At 44.3% G+C, this 18,117-nt stretch carries 15 protein-coding genes and 1 other annotated feature; of the genes, 8 read left to right on the top strand and 7 right to left on the bottom strand.

All coding sequences use genetic code 11. The annotated features are described in order from the left end of the window. Window positions 1-53: 53 nt before the first annotated feature. The gene (locus HNQ56_RS20045) at window positions 54-1,061 is read right to left on the bottom strand and encodes a LacI family DNA-binding transcriptional regulator (protein WP_429150030.1); all 1,008 of its coding nucleotides are present in this window, start codon (window positions 1,059-1,061) and stop codon (window positions 54-56) included. A 332-nt stretch (window positions 1,062-1,393) separates the two neighbouring features. On the opposite strand from HNQ56_RS20045, the gene HNQ56_RS20040 reads away from it, so the two are divergent. The 5 genes from HNQ56_RS20040 (at window position 1,394) to rlmD (ending at window position 8,441) form a co-directional block, all read left to right on the top strand. Then, window positions 1,394-2,860 carry a tagaturonate reductase gene (locus HNQ56_RS20040; RefSeq protein ID WP_429149830.1) on the top strand — a complete coding sequence of 489 codons (1,467 nt, stop codon included), beginning with the start codon at window positions 1,394-1,396 and terminating at the stop codon, window positions 2,858-2,860. Window positions 2,861-2,894: 34 nt separating this feature from the next. After that, the gene (locus HNQ56_RS20035) at window positions 2,895-4,382 is read left to right on the top strand and encodes a UxaA family hydrolase (protein ID WP_429149827.1); all 1,488 of its coding nucleotides are present in this window, start codon (window positions 2,895-2,897) and stop codon (window positions 4,380-4,382) included. 429 nt (window positions 4,383-4,811) lie between these two features. After that, window positions 4,812-5,456: a beta-phosphoglucomutase gene (gene pgmB / locus HNQ56_RS20030; protein WP_429149824.1), complete on the top strand. Its 645-nt coding sequence runs from the start codon at window positions 4,812-4,814 to the stop codon at window positions 5,454-5,456. A 391-nt stretch (window positions 5,457-5,847) separates the two neighbouring features. Next, window positions 5,848-6,786, top strand: coding sequence for a hypothetical protein (locus HNQ56_RS20025; protein ID WP_429149821.1), 939 nt, complete (start codon window positions 5,848-5,850; stop codon window positions 6,784-6,786). A gap of 209 nt (window positions 6,787-6,995) precedes the next feature. Beyond that, window positions 6,996-8,441, top strand: coding sequence for a 23S rRNA (uracil(1939)-C(5))-methyltransferase RlmD (rlmD, locus tag HNQ56_RS20020; protein WP_429149819.1), 1,446 nt, complete (start codon window positions 6,996-6,998; stop codon window positions 8,439-8,441). Between the two features lie 147 nt (window positions 8,442-8,588). Here the strand turns inward: rlmD and HNQ56_RS20015 are convergent, their stop codons facing one another. From HNQ56_RS20015 to HNQ56_RS19995, 5 genes are all read right to left on the bottom strand, one after another. Then, window positions 8,589-9,638, bottom strand: a complete 1,050-nt coding sequence (locus HNQ56_RS20015) for a helix-turn-helix domain-containing protein (protein WP_429149816.1) — start codon at window positions 9,636-9,638, stop codon at window positions 8,589-8,591. A gap of 4 nt (window positions 9,639-9,642) precedes the next feature. Continuing rightward, on the bottom strand, window positions 9,643-11,301 hold the full coding sequence (locus tag HNQ56_RS20010; protein ID WP_429149814.1) for a 2-isopropylmalate synthase: 1,659 nt from the start codon (window positions 11,299-11,301) through the stop codon (window positions 9,643-9,645). A 53-nt stretch (window positions 11,302-11,354) separates the two neighbouring features. Beyond that, window positions 11,355-11,631 (bottom strand) — a binding site (T-box leader). Window positions 11,632-11,854: 223 nt separating this feature from the next. Next, complete coding sequence (locus tag HNQ56_RS20005) at window positions 11,855-13,459, bottom strand: ABC transporter permease (RefSeq protein WP_429149812.1); 1,605 nt, start codon at window positions 13,457-13,459, stop codon at window positions 11,855-11,857. 29 nt (window positions 13,460-13,488) lie between these two features. Then, the gene (locus HNQ56_RS20000) at window positions 13,489-14,364 is read right to left on the bottom strand and encodes an ABC transporter ATP-binding protein (protein WP_429149809.1); all 876 of its coding nucleotides are present in this window, start codon (window positions 14,362-14,364) and stop codon (window positions 13,489-13,491) included. Between the two features lie 89 nt (window positions 14,365-14,453). Continuing rightward, window positions 14,454-15,053: a TetR/AcrR family transcriptional regulator gene (locus tag HNQ56_RS19995; RefSeq protein WP_429149807.1), complete on the bottom strand. Its 600-nt coding sequence runs from the start codon at window positions 15,051-15,053 to the stop codon at window positions 14,454-14,456. A gap of 405 nt (window positions 15,054-15,458) precedes the next feature. Here HNQ56_RS19995 and HNQ56_RS19990 point away from each other — a divergent pair, with 405 nt between their 5' ends. Genes HNQ56_RS19990 through HNQ56_RS19980 form a run of 3 tightly spaced genes read left to right on the top strand, consistent with a single transcriptional unit; the run spans window position 15,459 to window position 17,359 of the window. Then, window positions 15,459-15,836, top strand: a complete 378-nt coding sequence (locus tag HNQ56_RS19990; protein ID WP_429149805.1) for a GntR family transcriptional regulator — start codon at window positions 15,459-15,461, stop codon at window positions 15,834-15,836. A gap of 6 nt (window positions 15,837-15,842) precedes the next feature. Beyond that, window positions 15,843-16,706 (top strand): ABC transporter ATP-binding protein, encoded by an 864-nt coding sequence (locus HNQ56_RS19985; RefSeq protein ID WP_429149803.1) that lies wholly within the window; start codon window positions 15,843-15,845, stop codon window positions 16,704-16,706. Beyond that, window positions 16,703-17,359 (top strand): ABC-2 transporter permease, encoded by a 657-nt coding sequence (locus HNQ56_RS19980; RefSeq protein WP_429149801.1) that lies wholly within the window; start codon window positions 16,703-16,705, stop codon window positions 17,357-17,359. The genes HNQ56_RS19985 and HNQ56_RS19980 overlap by 4 nt, the downstream gene beginning before the upstream one ends. A 172-nt stretch (window positions 17,360-17,531) precedes the next feature. Here HNQ56_RS19980 and HNQ56_RS19975 read toward each other — a convergent pair whose 3' ends face one another. Continuing rightward, window positions 17,532-17,762 (bottom strand): MGMT family protein, encoded by a 231-nt coding sequence (locus HNQ56_RS19975; RefSeq protein ID WP_429150028.1) that lies wholly within the window; start codon window positions 17,760-17,762, stop codon window positions 17,532-17,534. Window positions 17,763-18,117: the final 355 nt, after the last annotated feature.

Raw genomic sequence — 18,117 nt, 5'->3', positions numbered from 1 at the left:
GACACCTGCTTTCGTTAATTTATCTTTCCTTTGATTTATCTTTATGCGGCGGATTAAAAACGGGTGGTGCCCCGCTTCTTAATCTCCGCAGGATAAACAGTCTTCAGAGGGACGGCCTGGCCGTTGAATACACCCATCAGTGTTGTAATACAATTGGCGCACAGCGCTTCCAGCTTGTTATCGATGGAGGTCAGCTCCGGTTCGCTGCACAGGGCGACGATGGAATTATTATAACCAATGATGGAAAGCTGGCGGGGCACCTCCAGGCGGTGTTCCTTGGCATATTTCAAAGCCCCGATTGCCAGTGTGTCATCCGAGGCTATGATGGCCTCCGGATGAATGCCCTTTTTCCTTAAGGCGGTGAGATAATCCCTGACCTCCAGGATGCCGCCGTGGATATAATGGGTCAGCTCCTGCAGCTTCGCCGGATCGGGGCGGATGGCTTCCATCGCCGCCAGGAAGCCGGATATCTTCTTATTGCCGCTGTAGGATTCCGAGTTGTACAGATAGAGAATATTCTTCAGCCCGTCCCGGATCAGAGCGCTGGCGGCATCGTGGACAGCACGGTAATCGTCGCACAGGGTGCAGTAGATATTGCTGCCGTCCAGGGCGGCATTCAGTATCATGATGGGCACCTGCCGGGCGGCATGTCTGATATAGTCATTCCTGGCGGAATCGGCTTCGACAAAATTAGAGCCCACCAGTATGATGGCATCGGTCCGTTTGGACAGGAGGAGTTCGAGGTATTTCTGCTTCTCGGAAAGCTCATACCCGGTGCAGCACAGCAGAACATCGTAGCCATTGCTGCGAAGCTCCTGCTCAAGATAGTAGACAGCGCTGGCAAGGTAGGGGTCGGAGGAATCGGCGCACATAATACCCACCGTATGCATGGAGTTCAAACCCAGGCCCCGTGCAAACGCGTTGGGAGTGTACTGGCATTCTTCGATCACCTTTAATACCTTTTCCTTTGTCTTTTCGCTGACATAAGAGTTCCCGTTGATCACCCTGGAGACGGTGGCGATGGAAACTCCGGCTTTCTTTGAAATATCATAAATATTCATGGAATGGGGAACCTCATTTCTGTAAATGCTTACAGGAAACATAATATCATGAACACGGAGTGCTTTCATGCTCCGCGGCCCAGATAAGGACCAAGGGCAGGCCGGCGGTACGAGTATCTTATCCGCATACTGTTTATATCTGTTTTATTATATAATATCCGGGGGGCAAAAGCAAGGGCAAGTTATGATCAACCCTCTGAAGAGGGAAGGGTAAAAGGAGCAGATATACCCATTGGTTAAAGCAGAATAAAATTAATATTGACGTTTTAGCAAGAGAATAGTACAATGAAATATGTAAGCACTTACAGAAATTTTATAGAGGGATGAATGAGATGAAAACAATAAGCAGAGAAAGTGTGAGAAAGACGAATCGTCCTGTTCGGGTGGTTCAATTTGGAGAGGGCAATTTTTTGAGGGCCTTTGTCGACTATATGATTGACATTGCCAATGAAGCCGGGTGCTTTGACGGTGATATTGTTCTGGTGAAGCCAATTCCCTATGGCAATCTGGACTATTTCCGCCAGCAGGAGAATATGTATACGGTGCTGCTGAGAGGATTGGAGAGGAATGAGGAGAAGAGCGTAAAGCGTGTGGTGACCAGCGTAGCGGATACGGTGGCGGCCTACGAAGAGTATGAACGGTATGCGGCTCTTGCCGCATTGGATACCCTCCGCTTTATCGTATCCAATACAACAGAGGCCGGAATCGTATATGACGCGGAGGATTCCTTTGAGCTTACTCCGCCCAGAAGCTATCCGGGCAAGCTTACAAAGTTCCTGTATGAGAGATTTGAGCATTTTCACGGTGACATAGAGAAGGGGCTGATCATACTTCCGGTGGAGCTGATCGACGACAATGGAATTCATCTGAAGGAAATTGTGGTGCGGCTGGCGAAGGAATGGGGGCTGGGAGAAGCCTTTCTGGCCTGGCTGGCAGAGGCCTGCGTGTTCTGCAGCACCCTGGTGGACCGTATTGTCACCGGATATCCGAAGGACGAGGCAGAGCGCCTGTGGGAGGAATTCGGATATGTGGATAACCTTATGGTAACAGGGGAGCCCTTTGCGCTGTGGGTAATTGAAAGCGACAGGGAGATCAGAGAGGAATTTCCTCTGGATAAAGCAGGACTTCCGGTTATTTTTACCGATAACCAGAAGCCTTATAAGAAGCGGAAGGTGCGCATCCTGAACGGTGCCCACACCTCCTTTGTACCTGCCTCCTTCCTGGCAGGGAATGATTATGTAAAGGAATCCATGGAGGATGGGGATATTAAGGAATTCATGGTGAAAACCATATTTGATGAAATTATTCCTACCCTGGATCTGCCCAGGGAGGATTTGCTGAGCTTTGCCGAAGCGGTAATTGACCGTTTCCAGAATCCCTTTATCAAGCATGCTCTGCTGTCCATTACCCTGAATTCGGTATCCAAGTGGAGAGCCAGATGTATGCCCAGCTTTCTGGAGTATATGGAGCTGTATCATAAATTGCCGGGACACCTTACGTTCTCCCTGGCAGCAATGCTTCAGTTCTACTGCGGGGATGAGCAAAGGGACGGCGCCCTCATCGGCCATAGAGGGGAAGAGGAATATAAGATCATGGATGATGCCAGGGTTCTAGAGTTCTTTGTTGCGCATAAGAAGACAGAAGCAAGCGAATTGACGAAGCGGTTCCTGTCGGAGGAAGCCTTCTGGGGCCAGGATCTGTCCGCCCTTCCGGGGGTGACGGAGGCGGTTGCCGGATATTTGTCCGACATCAGGGCCTACGGGGTTCGGGAAGCATTAAAACGCGGCGGCTTAGTGTAATCGCCGCGGCTGGAAAGGAGCAGGATACAGGGAAATGGGTAAGGAAGTAATTAGAATTCAAGATAATGACAATGTTGCAATTGCGCTGAAGGATTTGTGCTCCGGCCAGACGGTCAGGGCGGGGGAAGAAGAGATCATCCTCCGGGAGGATATCCCGGCAGGACATAAATTTGCAGTACGGGAGATCGGAGCAGGGCAGCCGGTGATGAAATACGGATATTCTATCGGTTTGGCGAAGGAACCGATTCTCAAAGGGGCCTGGATTCACACCCACAATGTTAAAACCGGCTTAGGGGAGCTTCTGACCTATGAGTACCAGCCGGTTCAGGAGCCGGTGAAGACTAATGAAGAGCCGGTTTATTTCCAGGGATACCGGAGGGAAGACGGCAAGGCGGGAATCCGCAATGAGGTGTGGATTATCCCGACGGTTGGCTGTGTGAATGATATCGCCAAGACATTGGAGCGGATGGGGAAGGAGATACTTCCCCCTGAGGTGGATGAGATCATTGCGCTGACCCATCCCTACGGCTGCTCCCAATTGGGGGATGACCAGTTAAATACGCAAAAGATACTGGCGGGGCTGGTGAAGCATCCCAATGCAGCCGGAATTCTGGTGCTAGGACTCGGCTGTGAGAACAACAGCATTGAGGAAATGAAAAAGCAGATCGGTTCCTATAACGAGGAGCGGGTGAAGTTCCTGATCTGCCAAGATTGGGAGGATGAGATCAGCCAGGGCATGGAGTATGTCAAAGAGCTGCTGCAGCGAGCCTCCCGGTTCAGGCGGGAGCCCATACCCTCCAGTGAGCTGATCGTGGGATTAAAATGCGGAGGCTCCGACGGGTTCTCCGGAATTACTGCGAATCCTGCGGTTGGTGCATTCTCCGACCTGCTGGTGGCACAGGGCGGAACCACGATACTGACGGAGGTGCCGGAGATGTTCGGTGCGGAGACCATTTTGATGAACCGGTGTGCCGATGAGAATTTATTTGCTCAGACCGTGAATTTGATCAATGATTTTAAGCAGTATTATATGGATTACAATCAGCCGATTTATGAGAATCCTTCTCCCGGCAATAAAAAGGGCGGCATTACCACCCTGGAGGACAAATCCCTGGGTTGCACCCAGAAATCCGGCAAATCCCTGGTGAAGGGTGTGGTACGCTATGGGGAGCAGGTGACGGAGAAGGGCCTTAATCTGTTAAGCGGCCCCGGAAATGACATTGTGGCGGCTACTGCTCTGGCGGCAGCCGGAGCTCATATTGTACTGTTTACTACGGGCAGGGGGACGCCCTTTGGCTCCCAGGTGCCGACGGTGAAGATTTCTAGCAATACGCCCTTGTATGAGAAGAAAAGGAACTGGATTGATTTTAATGCCGGAAGACTGTTAGAGGATACGGATATGGAGGAGCTTGCTTCGGAGCTGTTCGGGTTTGTATTGGAGATTGCATCCGGGAAGAAAGTGAAGAGTGAGGAAAACGGATACCGGGATATGGCGATTTTCAAACAGGGAGTAACCCTGTAGCCCGGCGGACAAAACAGTGTTAGGGAAAAGTAAAAACGGGCATGGAATTGCCCGGAAAAGAGTTATGGTGTTCGCCGAACACCGGCTACCTATTGATAAGTTAATTAGCAGATCTGAAACGGTGCGGAAAATGTAATAATCCAGCCTGTGGAGGGAAGAGGGCACACCCCGGATTGTACTGTATGGAAGAGATGTAACTGGAATTGATATATCACAGACGAACATAATTATACGTTTGTAACATACCAATCCAGTTATATGTCTTCCTTTTTTGTATGTAGGGGTCTATGTCCTTTTTTCTTCCGAGGGGAGTATCGCAGGGAAAGCAGAAAAAATACATGGGAGGAATAATCTACCGCTTGGCTATTGTAGAATGGCCCGCAACATGCTATGATGGGAGAGCAACATAAAATGGAAAGGGGTCTTGGTATGAAGTATAAAGCAGTTGTATTTGATCTTGACGGAGTAATCTGTCATACGGATCATTATCATTACCTGGCCTGGAAGCACTTGGCTGATAAAATAGGGGTGTATTTTGATGAAACCATTAATAACCGGCTTCGGGGTGTAAGCCGGATGGATAGTCTTGAGATTATTCTTGAGCGGTGGGAAAAGGCACCTTTGTCAGAGGAGGAGAAGCACAGGCTTGCAGAGGAAAAGAATGATAATTATAAGGAACTCCTAAAGCAGATGTCGGAGAAGGACTTAAGCAGGGAGGTAAAGGAGACGCTGGAGGGGCTTCGAGCTATGGGGCTGAAGCTGGCCATCGGGTCTTCCAGCAGGAATGCACGGTTTATTCTGGGGCAGATTGGACTTGGAGATTATTTTGATGCTATTTCGGACGGTAATAATATTACGAAGTCAAAGCCGGATCCGGAAGTATTTCTCATGGCGGCGGAGTATCTGAAGGCTGATCCCGGGGACTGCCTTGTGGTGGAGGATGCCAAGGCAGGAATTGATGCCGCTGTTGCAGCGGGGATGGACAGTGCGGCGATGGGTGATGCGTTGGATTATTCGGAGGCAACCCATCATTTATCTGCATTCTCACAGTTGGTACAGATCTGCAGGGAATAGTGAATAGTATGGCAGCAGAGCGTTGGCAGGGCATGGACGGGGCATGATCTGGAATTGGAAATCAGAGCGGAATAAGAAGCTGTGATGGATTGGATTATGAATTACCGTATATAATTTATATATAATAAGTGTATATAATAAGTGTATGTAATAAGTATATGCAATTATTATATTCAATAATGTAATGGGTATATGTAATGGGTGTATATAATGAGGAAAAAGAAATTCCCATGATTGCGGGCAGAGGTGGTATGTTCGTAATTGTGGGAATTTTTTTGTGTTTTTAAGTTAATTCTAATGGTTTTCACAGAATAAAAAGCTATAATAGAAGCAGTGACATGATCTTTATTTTGGCAATATAATTCATATTGATTTTGAAAGGAGAAGCAAGATGAATCAGGAGATGAATCAACAATTGGAGGAAGCCCGGCAGGGAATTTTCCGGTATAATAAGCTGAATTCCACGCTGGAGGCGCTGCATGTACAGCAGAAGGAGCTGCAGGAGCGTGTTTCAACACTTAAGAAAGCCATGGATGAAGAGATGGAGGATGTGGAACGGCTGGAGCAGCAGGGTATTGTTTCTCTGTTTTATACTGTTCTTGGAAAACTGGGAGAACGGGTGGATAAGGAGCAGCAGGAAGCTTTGGCCGCAAGATTGAAATATGAACAGGCATCCGGTGAGTTGGAGCAGCTGAACGGGCAGATTGAAATTGCGGAAAAGGAACGCCGTCAATACAGAGACTGTCAGAAGATGTATGATGATTTGTTCGAGAAGAAGAAGGAGCATATGCTGAATTCCCATTCCCAAACAGGCGAGGAGATTATGATGCTTCAGGAGCAGCTTAGAATATCGGATAATAACCGGAAGGAGCTGGAAGAAGCAATTAGTGCGGGGAAGGATGTGTTAAGGCATATTGAAGAGGCTTTGAACAGCTTGAATTCAGCGGAGGGATGGGGAACCTGGGATCTGCTGGGAGGCGGGCTGCTCACCGATGTGATGAAGCATTCCCATATTGATGACGCGAAGGAACAGGCGAAGCAGATTCAGAGGAAGCTGTCCCGGTTTCGGACGGAGCTTGCCGATGTACGGATTCAGAACGAAATACATTTTGAGACGGATGGCTTTGGAAAGTTTGCAGATTTCTTCTTTGACGGACTGATTGCTGACTGGTGCATGCAGTCAAGGATCAGTGAATCGGCAGAAAGCATCAAAGCAGTCAAGGGACAGGTGAATACGGTGATGCATAAGCTGGAGGGGATGACAAGGACGGAGGCGGCAAGGTACGGAGAGCTGCAGAGGAGGATGACGGAGCTGATTATTCAGGCGTAGGTAGACAGGAGAAGGATTTGTTGTTATAATTTGATCAAATGTTTTTAGAGGAATTTTGATAAGTATATGATGAGTGCTGTGCGGAGTGTTTGGCTATAGGATTTGGACCTCTGAATGGTTATGTTGGCAGATGTGGAAGGAGGAAGAACGTATATTATTTTTTCGGCAGGGATTCGTTGGAAGAAGGAATGGTATGGGTTCAGATATAGATGAAAAAAGGACAGATTTATGAGGGAGTAGTTACCAGAGTTGATTTTCCTAATAAGGGTATCGTGGAGCTGGAGGGAGAGAGTGTTCGGGTCAAGAATACCATACCCGGTCAGAAGATCCGCTTTGCTGCCAGCAAGATTCGCAGCGGGAAAGCAGAGGGATTGCTGAAGGAGGTTATAAGTAAATCTCCCTTGGAGACCCGTGAGGCAGCCTGCAGAAGCTTTGGAGTCTGCGGGGGATGCAGTTATCAGACAATGTCTTATGAGGCGCAGCTGGAGCTGAAGCTGGGACAGGTGAAACGTTTGCTGGATCAGGTGTGCGAGGGGTATGTTCTGGAAGGGATTCTCGGCAGTCCGGTTGAATGGGGATACCGCAATAAGATGGAATTCTCCTTTGGAGATGAATATAAGAATGGGCCGTTATCCCTTGGACTCCATAAGAAAGGGAGCTTTCATGATATTATCAACGCGGATGACTGTGCGATTGTGGATAAAGACTTTAATTTGATACTTAGCTGTGTATTAAGTTATTGCACCGAGCTGGGGGCTGGGTATTTTCATAAGGTTACACATGAGGGATATCTTAGACATCTGCTGGTGAGGAAAGCAGCTAAGACGGGGGAGATTTTGATTGATATTGTGACAAGCTCACAGGAGGAAGGATTAAAGGGAGATGAACGAATAGGGGAAGAACGGGAGGAGGAAGAACGGAAGGAAGAGGATGTTTTTCGGCCTTTGGTTGAGTTGTTGCAAGCGTTGAAGTTAGAAGGGAGTATTGCAGGAATTCTTCATACTTATAATGACAGTCAGGCAGATGTGATTAGGAATGATAGGACCGTGTTGTTGTATGGACGGGATTATATCTATGAGGAATTGCTGGGGCTGCGGTTTAAGATATCGGCATTTTCTTTCTTTCAGACGAACTCACTGGGAGCTGAAGTGCTGTATTCTAAAGTAAGAGAATATGTGGGAGAGACGAAGGATAAGAATATCTTTGATTTATATAGCGGTACTGGGACTATTGCACAGCTTTTGGCACCGGTGGCAAGTAAGGTGACCGGAGTGGAGATTGTGGAGGAAGCTGTGGAGGCCGCGAAGGTGAATGCGGAGCTGAATGGGTTGAGTAATTGTGAGTTTATTGCGGGGGATGTGCTGAAGGTGATTGGTTCGCTAGGGGATGATAAGCCGGATATTATTGTTCTTGATCCACCACGGGATGGAGTACATCCGAAGGCGTTGGAGAAGATAATTGAATTTGGAGTTGATAAGATGGTGTATATTTCTTGTAAGCCGACGTCGTTAGCACGGGATGTTGTGATACTGCAGGAGAAGGGGTATAAGGTAGAAAAGGTATGTTGTGTTGATTTATTTCCAGAGGCTGTTCATGTTGAGACGTGCGTACTTTTGTCCCACAAAAACCCACGAACATTTCCACCGTTCTTATAAACAGGGAAATCGAATAAATAGACTTCAAAGGCAATAAACATAAAAATACACCTTCCAATTTTGGTAGAAATGGAAGGTGTATTGTAAAATATAAGACACAAGTATAGCCCCGCCAAATCTACTTTTTTTATTTGACGGGTATTGAATTTATTTATCTTTACGAAATTGGTTTGGTGTCTTATAGTATTTGTGTTTGAAAAGTCGTATAAAATGTTCTACATTGTGATAGCCAACAGCATCGGCGATATCTTCAACCCGAAGATTACTGGAACATAACATATTACGGGCTTTTTCTAATCTTATTTCTTGTAAAATAGCACTAAATGATTTCCCTGTTTTGCTTGTTATATACTTTGATAAATATGGTCTGGTTAGATGGAATTTCTGTGATAAATCCGCAATTGTAATTCTTTCATAGTTGTTCTCGATACATTGTAGAATTTGAGTAATACGAGAATCAGCTCCTTGGCAAATTTGCTTGATTTCAGTGTTGGAAGAATCACATCGTAACAAATGACATAATAAAATTTCAAAAAAGCTATTGATGATAATTTGGTACCGATAATTTTTGTTATAGTTCTCTTGGTATATTGTAAAAAAGATACTTTTAATTTCTTCATCCGAATTTGTGTGAAAAACTAAGACACTTCCATGATTTTGTAAATATAATGCACTTAGAAAAAAATCCGAAATTACACTATTTCCCGATAAGCACCGAAAAAACTCTTGATGAAATGTACTTTTTCGTACAATCATTTGCAACGCTATTGTTTTTTCCATAACGAGCGGACTATGCCGAATTCCAGGAGATATAAAACAGACATCGCCCGATTTCAAGGTTATTCTTTTTTCTCCAAGGTCAATATCCATGGCATTTTCGACGACATATATAATTTCAAAATAATCATGCTCCGCCGTAAGGCGAGGCATAAAACGGCAATATTTTTCAATGTAAATGTCATCTTGATTGCCCCACATAGCGGTTTCGGGTGCAAACACTTCATGGTCGTTGGGCAACATTCCATTGATATATATGCGCTTTTTCCACAAGTCATGGGAATTATATTGATTTAAGAAAAGGTTAAGTGATTTCTTGTCTGTTTGCAGAGCGGCATACTCCCGATAAAATAACTCCTGCTCATTATATTGCATTAAATGTTGCATCACCTCGCTTTTATCCAATTTATTATCATTCATAGTTTTAATCTCCTAATAATTTATTTACCGCAATTGACAATGCAAAAGCGGATGCTTTTATAATATCCTTGTCAATCCCTGCTCCCCAGTATAATTTTTCATTCGCATAGATCCCGATATATGCCGAAGCCAATGCTAATGAGTTTTTACCCATAGAATGTTCCTCATATATTTCTAAATCAAATTCTGCTGAACAATGCTCTTTTATTGCATTGCTGATTGCATCAAGGCTACCATTGCCATTACCTTTTACAAGTGTTTGCTTATCATTTTGCGATATCGTTAATATAGCTTCATGTGATTCTTCAATTTCAATTTTGACATTTTCGATTTTGAATTTTGGAAAAAATTCAATGTATTGTTGGTTAAATATTTGATAGATTTCCTCGGTACACAGTTCTTTGTTTTCTCTATCCGATACCTTTTTTACAAAATATCCAAGTTCCTCATTCATCTTATATGGCATTTTAATACCATAAGCATTTTGTAGTATATAACTTATACCGCCCTTTCCGGATTGACTATTGATACGAATGATATCGGTTTCGTAGTTACGCCCCAAATCGGCAGGGTCCACTGGAATATAAGGAACCTCCCATTTCTCCATTTTTTCCTGCTCACGATAGCTCAATCCTTTAGAAATGGCATCTTGGTGTGAACCTGAAAAAGCTGTAAAGACAAGTGAACCTGAATAAGGCTGCCGTTCTGGAACAGACATCTTTGTTAAACGCTGATACGTATCACATATATGGTTCATATTGCTAAAATTCAATTTTGGGTCGACACCTTGGGAATACATATTCATGGCAACTGTAATAAGGTCAACATTTCCGGTGCGTTCTCCATTTCCAAAAAGTGTGCCTTCGATACGCTGTGCCCCGGCTAACATTCCATACTCTGCATCACATACACCACAGCCTCTGTCATTATGAGGATGAATAGATAATACGATAGAATCTCTATCCAACAAATTCTTATTAATATATTCTAGCTGACTTGCGTAAATATGAGGCATAGCATTCTCGACAGTGGTTGGAATATTAATATTTGCTTTATGATTGCGTGTGGGCTTCCAAATCGCTATCACACTGTTGCAAATATCAAGTGCATAGTCAACTTCTGTTCCTGGAAAGCTTTCAGGACTATACTGAAAATAGAAATTACCCTTGGTTTTTTCAGCCAACTGCTTGAATAAGATAGCGCCGTCAACCGCAAGCTGTTTGATTTCCTCTTTTGATTTATGGAATACTTGCCTACGCTGGGCTTCCGATGTTGAATTATACAAATGAACAACCGCTTTTGGAACACCATCTAAGGCTTCAAAAGTTCTGCGAATAATATGCTCTCTGGCTTGCGTTATAACTTGGATAGTGACATCTTCCGGTATCATTTTGTTTTCAATTAATGTTCTCAAAAAATGAAAATCCGTATCAGATGCAGCTGGAAATGCAACTTCAATTTCTTTAAATCCGATATCTAATAGCATTTGATACATTTCCAACTTTTCCTGTAACGTCATTGGTGTAGGCAGGGCTTGATTACCATCTCTTAAATCCACGCTGCACCATATTGGTGCTTGTTCGATTGACTGCTTTTTTACCCAATCATAAGACATAACAGGGGGTAAAAAGAAACTTTTTTCATACTTTTGATGATTAAACACAGTATATTCCTCCTCAATGATAATAAAAAAGTCTCACGTCTCCGGCTATATGCCAAGGAGACGAAAGACTTAATCTTACGTGGTACCACTCCGATTCATAATACCTAAGTATTATGCACTTATTCAGATACGGGCACTAATGCCTTATATCCTCCCTCAATAACGGTAGGGCTCCGTTCTTAGCTACTCTTTAATTCCTAAAAAAGTGAGTGTTTAAATTTGACTAAGACTGCTCAAAGGTGAGTTCCCTGTATTCCTTTTATTGCTTCACATCAACCAGCAACTTTCTGAAACCAGTTTACAGATACTAATCCTCTTCTCAGCATTTTCAATATCTAATTTCTCCTATAATATCAGATGCAAAAGGAACTGTCCAGTGAGAGACGTATCTATATAAATTGATGTTTTATATACTCATTGATCCAGCCATTATGGCATGATGGCGGCCCTCCATGAATAGTAAACGGCGGTTTTGACTTTTCAAAACCGCCATTGAACGGACATATTCAGTTGCTTTACCATTATTAGCGTTTTCTGTTTGTTAACTAATAGGTCAATAAAACATTGCATCCCTTTTTCTGTAACCAACAAACCCAACGATTGATAAGACCGCAGCTGTGGCCACCAGTATCCCCGCTGTCCCCAGATTTGCATTTTCAAGTGGAATTTGTGGAATGTAGCTATACGGTGATAAGGTTCCAATCCATTCAGGCATACCAAACATCATCACAGTAAACATGGCAAAAAAGCAGTACCCAAGATATCCAAACGCCACACCCGTAGCTTTTGGGAAAATGCCAACAAGTGCAGTAGATAAACCTATAAGTGTCCAAATAGCCGGAATATAGTGGAGGCTTGCCTGAAAGAATACGGCGAGCGTTGGAACTTCCTCAATAGTGACAGAGGCGATACCCCAAAGAGAAAGCATCCCGATAACTGTTAGTGCGGCGGAAACCACAAGAGCAATAGCAAAATAGCCTGCTAAAAGCGCATTCCGGGAAACCGATCTGGATATGATGTGTTCGGCATGCCCTTCTTTTTCTTCTCCGCGCAATTTCATAAGGAAAGATACCGCGGGTACAGTGCTTACCATCGCTATGAGTACGGTAAGCAATGTTAAAAATTCCTCCACGATTGTGAAGTCTGCATGTGAAAAATACGAGGCTAATATTTCACTTTCGCCCACAAGAGTTTCCAAATCACCAAACAGGGAACCGAATACAGCGCAAAGCACCAGTACAATCAGAGCCCATGCGGCAACCGAGCCTCGCAACAGACGCACACTCAATCCCAAAGAATTGGATAGTAAAGTGGCTGCATTTTTCCTTCCCGGTCTTGCGGGAATCAGTCCTGCGCCAAGGTCACGCATTTTTCCAAGTGAAAACGCCACAGCAGTAAGCAATACAGATATTCCAAGAAGAAGAACAAGGGGCCACCATAAGTTGCGAACAAAGGCTTCTGTCATGTGCATCATCCCAAAAGGAGACGTGACTGTCAACGCACGGATACCACCATCGCCAATTCCGCGCAATAAGTAGGTTGCTGCGGCAAATGAAAAGGAAACACTCAATGCGGTTCGATTGCTGGAAAACAGTTGGCAGAAGAGGGAGGTTGTAATAGCAAAGAATATTCCGATGACTCCCAATGCTGCCGCAAAATTGAAAGAACCGGCACCCCCCAAATCCTCAATGCCAAAGAGTGGAATACCAACGCTGATCAGCAGCGTCATGGCTACATTTGCAATGACGCTCAATAAAATGGCAGCCGTCATATTTGCCAGTTTGCCGGTTGGAAGCGACCGAATGACCTCCATGCGACCCAATTCTTCATCCTGCCGGGTATGACGCGCAATGGTACGAATATTCATAACTGCAACAATTGCACCCATAAAGAGAAGCAAGAAATTGCTGAACATTGCACCATTCGTATAGTTATCCGGCGAGTACACAGGCCCAAAAAGCAGCACCATTGCGGGGCCTTCCATGCTTGCCGCCATCATTTGGCGGGATTCGGCAGTCGGATAGGTATCTGTAAAATAGGGGGCCATTAAGATAGTGAACAGAGAAATGGCAAGCACCCATACCACTAATCGAATACGATCACGGCGCAGCATGAAGCGAAGTAAATGTCCAGCGCCGGTAAACAGAGATTGTTTCATACTTATGCTCCTTTCCTGAACTGCTTGGGCTACGAATAGTGGCGCATGAACAATTCTTCAAGAGTTGGCGGCGCACCCTCCATACTGATAATATCATATTTGCTGATCTGTGTAATTACTTTGCCAACCGCACTGCTGTCTACGCTGAAAGTCACCAAGTCGTTATTCTTAACTAAATCGTGAACGCTGGGATTCGCCTCTATGCCCTCAATGGGTTTACGTGTGCGGACGTTTATGGTCGTGCGCGTCAGATGTCGCAATTCATCCAGTGTACCGTTTTCAACGATTTTCCCTTTGCGGATAATGCTTACCTTGTCACAGAGTTTTTCGACTTCCGTTAGGATATGGCTGGACAAAAACACACTTTTGCCCTGCTGTTTGACTTCCGCAACACAATCCATAAAAACACTTTCCATCAATGGGTCAAGACCGCTTGTAGGTTCGTCAAGAATGTACAAATCTGCTTCAGAGGCAAAGGCGGCCACCAAAGCAACCTTTTGCCGATTGCCCTTGGAATAGGTTCGACATTTTTTTGTTGGATCGAGGTCAAATCGTTCAATCAATTCCTCGCGTCTTGATTTTCCGCCGCTCTTACGCAGACGAACAAGCAGGTCGATTACTTCGCCGCCGGTAAGATTGGGCCAAAGGCTCACATCGCCCGGAACATAGGCAATGCGCTTATGGAGTTCTACTGCATCACGCCATACATCCTTGTCGAAGATGGTGACATTGCCTTGGGAAGCTTGATATATTCCCAGCAAAACACGAATTGTTGTCGTCTTACCCGCACCATTCGGGCCAATAAATCCATGCACTTCTCCACGGTCTAGGGAAAAGTTCACGTTGTCCAGCGCGGTGAATCGACCAAAGCGTTTTGTGAGATTGTCTATCGTTACAATTGCCATATAGATTACCTCCATTAAAATATATGACTGACCGTCAGTCATTTTTGTGGCGTAAATAAACCATGTGCATTTGTTTCTATCTCGACTATTTAGAAGTTTGTTCCCAATAGTCTACTCAACAGATCATTTAGATATTTCCGACTTGTCACAAAGTCCATGTCAAATAACTTGTAATATGCCACGTGGATTTTTTGAAATGCTCCCATTAACGCAACCGCGCTGAACTGTGCATCTCCGATGCGAAACTCCCCTAAACACGACCCTTCCTCCAGAACACTTTGGAGCACAGGGATAATCATCCATGTTCCACTTTCCAGTGCTTGTGTGTACATGACTTTTGCTGTATCATTTGAGGACGGACCGAGGACCTTGCTCAAATTCATATTTCCCTTTTCACCCAAGGCAAACGAGAAGTCAATATAATTAATGATGCGTTGTTTTGGAGAAACATTGCTATCTGTCAATATATCTTTTGTTTTGGAAAGCATCCTCATGGACAAATCACTAATGATGGCTTCGTAAACGCTTTCTTTCGACTTAAAGTAATTGTAGACGCTCCCTTTGGCAATCCCAGCTTTTTTTGCGATTCCGTCCACTGTGGTTTTTTCAAATCCCTCCTCTCTGAATAAAGCCATGGCTGCTTTAATAATATCTTCGCGGCGCAGTTCAGGGTCTTTTGGCTTGCTCATACGTTATTACTCCTATCATATTAAAAATGCAAAAACCCTAACTCGAAAATGGATTAAGGTCTTATCGTTTCATCCATAGCCGGGACAAATGTCCGTGATGACGGCAATGGAACCTAAAAGGCCGATTACTCCCCTTTAAATGCATTATATCACAATGACTGACGGTCAGTCAATACTGGAAAACGAGATATTTTCAGTTTTCCATAATTTGTAGGCCCCACCAGAGCGACGGGTACATAGATTTATGCTCAAATCTGAAAAGCCAGCCAAGAACGTAAAGCAACGAAAGAAGAAATGGAAATTATCGCTTTCATAAACTTTCCCAAAACACTGTTGACAAAGTAGACGCACCTAACTATAATGTACTTGTTGCATAAGTACATTATAGTACAAAGGAGGGACCATGTGGAGATTATCATCAGCAGTAATACGAGTAAGCCAATCTATGAACAAATCACCTCACAAATTAAGGCAATGATTATGAGCGGTGAATTGCAGACAGGCGACTCGATCCCATCCATGCGTGCATTGGCAAAATCCATTCATGTGAGTGTTATTACTGTACAAAAGGCTTATGAAGATTTGCAGCGGGATGGTTTTATTGAAACGACTGTTGGAAGAGGCAGTTTTGTATCAGCGCAGAACAAAGATTTCTTCCAGGAAGAACAGCAGCGAAAAGCAGAGGAACATTTGCAGGAGGCTGCAGACCTTGCGCGTATCAGCAATATACCGCTGGATAAGCTGGTTGAGCTTTTGACTATGTTTTACAACGAGGAGGAGTAACTGACTATGGAGGCAATTCTACAGGTTGAGAACCTGACAAAACAATATCCTGATTTTAAGCTGGACCATGTTTCATTTTCTATTCCGAAAGGCACAATCATGGGCTTGATCGGAGAAAACGGAGCCGGTAAAAGTACCACGATTAATGCCATTCTCGACCTCATCCGGCGGGATGAGGGAACCGTCACCTTTTGGGGAGAGAAACTTTCCGCTGATTCCAGGCAAATCAAGGAGGACATTGGGGTTGTATTTGACGGCATCAACTTCTATGAAACACTCACCCCGGCCAAGGTGGGCAAGATTTCGGCTGCCGCTTATAAACATTGGGATCAGACTGTATACTGCGATTATTTAAATAAGTTCCAGCTCCCGCCCGGTAAAGAAATCAAGACATTTTCCAAGGGCATGAAGATGAAGCTTTGTATTGCTGTCGCACTCTCCCACAAACCAAAGCTGTTGATTCTGGATGAAGCCACCGGAGGACTCGATCCGATTATGCGTGACGATATATTAGATGTTTTCCTGGAATTTGTGCAGGATGAAAACCACTCTATCCTCATATCTTCCCATATTACAGCAGATCTTGAGAAAGTGGCTGATTACATTACCTTTATTCACGAGGGAAAGGTTTTATTCTGCAAGTCAAAGGATGAACTCCGTTATAAATACGGCATTTTGCGGTGCGGATCAACGCTGTTTGACACAATTGACAAATCCGAGATTCTTGCCTGCCGCAAGCAAGACTACCAGTGGGATGTGCTGGTTGCCGATAAAGAAAAAGCACAACGCACCTATAAGACAGCGGTAATCGACGATGCTTCTATTGACGATATTCTTCTACTTTATGTAAAGGGGGAACAGATAAGATGAAAAGCTTAATTATTAAAGATCTGTATAACATTGGACATAATGCGAAATCCATGTTATTTATGCTGCTGGTTTTTGCCTTTGTTTTTATTCCTTACAGCGGACCGGAAGCCTATATTATCACCAGCGGTGTCCTATGCAGTATGATGGTTATTACTACCTTCAGCTTTGATGATCATTCCAAGTGGATGAAATATGCTATGGTTACCCCGATTTCCAAAAAGGACCTGGTGGCAAGCAAATTTATCGTTCTTCTGATTTTCTCTGCTGTCGGTGTTGTCTTCGGCCTGGTAATTGGCTGCATCGGAGGTATCCTTGTCCACAAAATTGATTACAGTAATGTCAGTAGCCTTCTCACTTTACCGTTTGTCACTTTGGTGGGTTTGGTGGTTGCGGAGATCTTCGGGAGTGTCTCCATTCCTCTTTTATTTAAATTTGGTGCAGAGAAAGCCCGCATACTTTCATTGATTTCTTTTATTGTTCCCGCTGTCGTCTGCTTTGGTGCCTATGAGCTTTTACGCTTCTTTGGCATTGCTTTTACAGATCTCTTAATATTTATCCTGCTGTGCTCCTCCCCGGTGATTGCACTGGTCTGGAATCTGCTTATGTACAAGATCAGCTATGTGATTTTCTCAAAGCGTGAGCTTTTATTCTAAGTGATTGAAATGTCTGCTTCATGTCGAATGCACCCCGAGGGCTATGATAAACTACCTCCGAGGTGCATTTGCTATGCCTTATTTAAAACATCAGCTTTTCCAGGACAGTGCGGTTACCAAGTCTTCTATTGGCACTTTTCCATGTCTATACGGCCATTTTCAGAAAAGTCACTCACTCTTTCTCCAGCAGAGTACGTTGCAGCTGCTCTCCGTCAAAGACATGGTTTGACGCCATATCCCCCATTCTGTTAACTACCCTGTGACAGGGAAGGTTTCGCCCTGCAGGTACTTTACTCATGACATAACCAACCACCCTGGGTGCATGCGGTATCCCGGCCATCAAAGCAATCTGCCCATAGGTGGCAACACAGACATCCGGAATATCGGCTACTATTTCATAAATCCTTTGATATATATTTATCTGATCTATTGTACCTTCCTTATGAATTTGAGCGCCGGCAGTAAAAATGTAACAATATCCTTCAGTACATTTCCAAGCAGCAATGAAAATCCGGCTGACAGGTGAAACCGAAAGCGTTCCATCACTCCTGTTTTTTTACAGCAACCTCAGGCTGTAGATAAAATTAATTTTAAAAGGAATAGGGTTGAATATATTTGTATAAATATTTGATGCTGTTTTTCTTATGTGCTATGATATAATTAAACAAATTCTTTAGGTTAGAATCGATGATGGTGTAAACGAAAAAGCAGCTTTTGCTTGCCAGTAACTGCCCTTTCGTTTACATCATTTTCGATTT

This window comes from Anaerotaenia torta, from assembly GCF_050433395.1.
Classification (GTDB): Bacteria; Bacillota; Clostridia; order Lachnospirales; family Lachnospiraceae; genus Mobilitalea; species Mobilitalea torta.
This window is presented reverse-complemented; position numbering and strand designations above follow the sequence as displayed.

Coding starts and splice junctions, on each gene's coding strand:
- HNQ56_RS20045 (WP_429150030.1), bottom strand. CDS start 1,061: ATGAATATTTATGATATTTCAAAGAAAGCCGGAGTTTCCATCGCCACC.
- HNQ56_RS20040 (WP_429149830.1), top strand. CDS start 1,394: ATGAAAACAATAAGCAGAGAAAGTGTGAGAAAGACGAATCGTCCTGTT.
- HNQ56_RS20035 (WP_429149827.1), top strand. CDS start 2,895: ATGGGTAAGGAAGTAATTAGAATTCAAGATAATGACAATGTTGCAATT.
- pgmB (WP_429149824.1), top strand. CDS start 4,812: ATGAAGTATAAAGCAGTTGTATTTGATCTTGACGGAGTAATCTGTCAT.
- HNQ56_RS20025 (WP_429149821.1), top strand. CDS start 5,848: ATGAATCAGGAGATGAATCAACAATTGGAGGAAGCCCGGCAGGGAATT.
- rlmD (WP_429149819.1), top strand. CDS start 6,996: ATGAAAAAAGGACAGATTTATGAGGGAGTAGTTACCAGAGTTGATTTT.
- HNQ56_RS20015 (WP_429149816.1), bottom strand. CDS start 9,638: ATGAATGATAATAAATTGGATAAAAGCGAGGTGATGCAACATTTAATG.
- HNQ56_RS20005 (WP_429149812.1), bottom strand. CDS start 13,459: ATGAAACAATCTCTGTTTACCGGCGCTGGACATTTACTTCGCTTCATG.
- HNQ56_RS20000 (WP_429149809.1), bottom strand. CDS start 14,364: ATGGCAATTGTAACGATAGACAATCTCACAAAACGCTTTGGTCGATTC.
- HNQ56_RS19995 (WP_429149807.1), bottom strand. CDS start 15,053: ATGAGCAAGCCAAAAGACCCTGAACTGCGCCGCGAAGATATTATTAAA.
- HNQ56_RS19985 (WP_429149803.1), top strand. CDS start 15,843: ATGGAGGCAATTCTACAGGTTGAGAACCTGACAAAACAATATCCTGAT.
- HNQ56_RS19980 (WP_429149801.1), top strand. CDS start 16,703: ATGAAAAGCTTAATTATTAAAGATCTGTATAACATTGGACATAATGCG.